We start from the raw sequence: 3,315 nt of genomic DNA on the forward strand, positions 1-3,315 counted from the left end.
TTCATTCGAAATCTCCTCGTTCATCTTGCCGAGAAAATTCTACGTTTGCAGCCCCTTAAAATCGGGGGGGATTACCAAACGGCGTGTTCGCCTCCGCGCACGGCGCAAGCCCGGCCCGGCATTTTGTACCGAACAAACGCAATTTTGTACCGAATCCGCCTGCATGAGCGCGCCGCGCAAGGCCATTAACGTCCCGCCCGCTGCGGCAACCGCACAACGAAAAACCCCGGCCGCTCTCGCAGCCGGGGTTTCCCAAGTTCATATGATCAGGCGATCAGAGGCCGGTCGACACGTCGATCGTGTTGCCTTCTTCAAGGGTCACATAGGCTTTCTTGACGTCTTTGCGTTTGCCCATGGTGCCTTTGAAGCGCTTGACCTTGCCCTTCGTGATCGTGGTGTTCACAGCCTTCACCTTCACACCAAAGAGCGCCTCGACGGCCTCCTTGATCTGCGGCTTGTTGCTGTCGATCGACACTTCGAAAACCACTGCGCCATGCTCGGACGCCATGGTGGATTTCTCGGTGATGATCGGCTTGCGGATCACGTCGTAATGCGTTGCGTTTGCACTCATTTCAGTCGAGCCTCCAGAGCTTCGACACCCGCCTTGGTGAGCACCAGGGTGTCACGCTTGAGGATGTCATAGACGTTTGCGCCCATGCTGGGCAGCACGTCCAGACCTTCGATGTTGCGCGCTGCGGCGGCGAAACCTTCGTTGACCGAAGCACCGTCGATGATCAGCGCGCGCTTCCAGCCAAGGCTCTTGACCTGCTTGGCCAGAACCGAGGTCTTGCCCTCCGCTTCCGCGTTCTCGATGATCACCAGCGCGCCTGCCTTGGCTTTTGCCGACAGAGCATGCTTGAGACCCAGAGCACGAACCTTCTTGGGCAGGTCGTGGCCGTGCGAACGCGGCGTCGGACCTTTGTAGATACCACCCTTGCGGAAAATCGGCGCCTTGCGGGAGCCGTGACGTGCGCCACCGGTGCCCTTCTGGCGATAGATTTTCTTAGTGCTGTAAGACACTTCCGAGCGGGTCTTGACCTTGTGCGTACCGGCTTGCGCCTTGTTACGCTGCCAGCGGACGACACGGTGCAGAATGTCTGCGCGCGGATCGAGATCGAAGATCGCGTCGGTCAGATCGACCGAACCGGCGGTCCCACCGTCGAGTTTGATGACGTCGAGTTTCATTCTTCGCCTTCCTTCTTCTCGGCCTCGATTTCGGCCTCCGCGGACTTCAGCGCTTCGGCTTCGGCAGCGGCCTGCTCTTCAGCGAGACGGGCTGCTTCGGCTTCGGCTTCAGCAGCAGCTGCAGCAGCGGCTTCTTCGGCGGCCTTGGCGGCTTCTTCAGCGGCGGACTTCAGGGCGGCGGGCAGAATGGCGTTCTCGGGGAACGGCTTCTTGACGGCGTCCTTGACGGTCACCCAACCACCTTTGGAGCCCGGAACCGCGCCCTTGATCATGATCAGGCCACGCTCGCTGTCGGTCTTGACGACCTGCAGGTTCTGCGTGGTGACGCGGACGGCACCCATGTGGCCGGCCATTTTCTTGCCTTTGAAGACCTTGCCCGGATCCTGACACTGACCGGTCGAACCATGCGAGCGGTGAGAGATCGAAACACCGTGAGTCGCACGAAGACCGCCGAAGTTGTGGCGCTTCATGGCACCGGCAAAACCTTTACCGATGGAGGTGCCTGCGACGTCCACGAACTGACCTTCGAAGTAATGATCGGCGGTGATTTCCTCACCGACGTTGATCATTGCATCGGCGTCGACACGGAACTCGGCGACCTTGCGCTTGGGTTCCACTTTCGCGATTGCGAAGTGGCCACGCATGGCTTTCGAGGTGTTCTTGGCTTTTGCGGTACCCGCGCCCAGCTGAACGGCGGTGTAGCCGTGCTGATCTGCGGTGCGTTGCGCCACCACCTGCAGCTTATCAAGCTGAAGTACGGTGACGGGGACTTGCTTGCCGTCTTCAAGGAAGAGACGGGTCATGCCCACTTTCTTTGCGATTACGCCAGAGCGCAGCATCCGTTGCCCTCCTTATACCTTGATCTCGACGTCAACGCCGGCGGCGAGGTCGAGCTTCATCAGCGCGTCTACGGTCTGCGGGGTCGGGTCGACAATGTCGAGCATACGCTTGTGCGTACGGATCTCGAACTGGTCACGCGACTTCTTGTTGACGTGCGGACCACGCAGAACGGTGAATTTTTCGATCTTGTTCGGCAGCGGGATCGGACCACGAACGGTGGCGCCGGTGCGCTTGGCGGTGTTTACGATTTCCTGGGTGCTGGCATCGAGCACGCGGTAATCAAACGCCTTGAGCCGGATACGGATGTTCTGGTTCATTGAACAACCCTTTATTGGCATTGAGGTTGAGAGGAGGATGGACGACCACCGCCAACCCTCATCGAACCTAAAAGGCGGGGAATCACCCCGCCCTTGTACGATCCATTGATCGTTGCGCGCGTATACGATTTTGAGGGTGGGCTGGCAAGGGGTTAGTCACCCTGCGGGGGAACTGTTTTCGCATTCAAAGCTTGACGGCTTTATTCCAAGCTTTGCTCCAAAGCTGAAGCGATGCGCGCTTGTGCCTCAGCTGCTTGAATAGCCAGGTATTCTCGTTTGGCAAACCCATCACTGATGTAGGCACCTTTGAGGAGATCATCAGCGTAAAGAGCGTGTCCGGCAGCCTCAGCCATTGACTGAATGAGGTCGGCTTGCAACTTCATGCCTTCGTCACCAGCGTTCAAGCGCTCTGGCTCGGAATTCGCATGTTCCAGCCAATCAGAGCGCTTTTCTAGTACAGCATTGTTCCTCGCATACACGATAGGAATTGAGGCCACCACGGCTTGATAGTCGGGATCAGCTGGCGTCAACCACGTCTTGAGCATCCTCAAAAGGAGAGTTTCTTTGCCGTTTTGTTTTTGTTTCCTCGTGACGATCCACGGACTTACCAAAATTATCGTAGCTGCAGACGCTACGATACTCAAAACACCGATCCAAATTTCTTCCCTTGCCGCCTCACGCCGTTACACAGGGAACAATATAGGAACGCTGGAATTGGTTGATAAGTGGTAGTTTCCGCCCGCAGCCAAAAAGAGAAAGGGCGCCTCCTTTCGGAGACGCCCTTCTCTTTTCTCAAGCGCGTGGCTTACGCGATGATCTTCGAAACCACACCCGAACCAACGGTGCGGCCGCCTTCGCGGATGGCGAAGCGCAGGCCGTCTTCCATGGCGATCGGGGCGATCAGCTCAACCGCGAACTTCAGGTTGTCGCCCGGCATCACCATCTCGGTGCCCTCGGGAAGCTCAACCGTGCC

7 protein-coding genes are annotated in these 3,315 nt (G+C 57.9%); 1 reads left to right on the forward strand and 6 read right to left on the reverse strand.

Annotated features, from left to right (window positions below; translation table 11 throughout):
- A partial coding sequence (locus ACN2XU_RS24130; RefSeq protein ID WP_419412883.1) for a hypothetical protein occupies nucleotides 1-189 on the forward strand: 189 nt, incomplete at its 5' end.
- 85 nt (nucleotides 190-274) lie between these two features.
- Here ACN2XU_RS24130 and ACN2XU_RS24135 read toward each other — a convergent pair.
- The 6 genes from ACN2XU_RS24135 to ACN2XU_RS24160 form a co-directional block, all read right to left on the reverse strand.
- On the reverse strand, nucleotides 275-571 hold the full coding sequence (locus ACN2XU_RS24135; protein WP_419412884.1) for a 50S ribosomal protein L23: 297 nt from the start codon (nucleotides 569-571) through the stop codon (nucleotides 275-277).
- On the reverse strand, nucleotides 568-1,185 hold the full coding sequence (rplD, locus tag ACN2XU_RS24140) for a 50S ribosomal protein L4 (RefSeq protein WP_419412885.1): 618 nt from the start codon (nucleotides 1,183-1,185) through the stop codon (nucleotides 568-570). Before rplD ends, ACN2XU_RS24135 begins: the two co-directional genes overlap by 4 nt.
- Nucleotides 1,182-2,024: a 50S ribosomal protein L3 gene (gene rplC, locus ACN2XU_RS24145; RefSeq protein WP_419412886.1), complete on the reverse strand. Its 843-nt coding sequence runs from the start codon at nucleotides 2,022-2,024 to the stop codon at nucleotides 1,182-1,184. The genes rplD and rplC overlap by 4 nt, the downstream gene beginning before the upstream one ends.
- Before the next feature lie 12 nt (nucleotides 2,025-2,036).
- Nucleotides 2,037-2,342, reverse strand: coding sequence for a 30S ribosomal protein S10 (gene rpsJ, locus ACN2XU_RS24150; protein ID WP_121631216.1), 306 nt, complete (start codon nucleotides 2,340-2,342; stop codon nucleotides 2,037-2,039).
- Between the two features lie 200 nt (nucleotides 2,343-2,542).
- Nucleotides 2,543-2,986, reverse strand: a complete 444-nt coding sequence (locus tag ACN2XU_RS24155; RefSeq protein WP_419412887.1) for a DUF6680 family protein — start codon at nucleotides 2,984-2,986, stop codon at nucleotides 2,543-2,545.
- A gap of 161 nt (nucleotides 2,987-3,147) precedes the next feature.
- Nucleotides 3,148-3,315 (reverse strand): EF-Tu C-terminal domain-related protein (locus tag ACN2XU_RS24160; protein WP_500797241.1); only part of this gene is annotated, 168 nt, incomplete at its 5' end.

The organism is Pacificoceanicola niger (assembly GCF_048553275.1).
Taxonomy (GTDB): Bacteria; Pseudomonadota; Alphaproteobacteria; order Rhodobacterales; family Rhodobacteraceae; genus Pacificoceanicola.

Coding starts and splice junctions, on each gene's coding strand:
- ACN2XU_RS24135 (WP_419412884.1), bottom strand. CDS start 571: ATGAGTGCAAACGCAACGCATTACGACGTGATCCGCAAGCCGATCATC.
- rplC (WP_419412886.1), bottom strand. CDS start 2,024: ATGCTGCGCTCTGGCGTAATCGCAAAGAAAGTGGGCATGACCCGTCTC.
- rpsJ (WP_121631216.1), bottom strand. CDS start 2,342: ATGAACCAGAACATCCGTATCCGGCTCAAGGCGTTTGATTACCGCGTG.
- rplD (WP_419412885.1), bottom strand. CDS start 1,185: ATGAAACTCGACGTCATCAAACTCGACGGTGGGACCGCCGGTTCGGTC.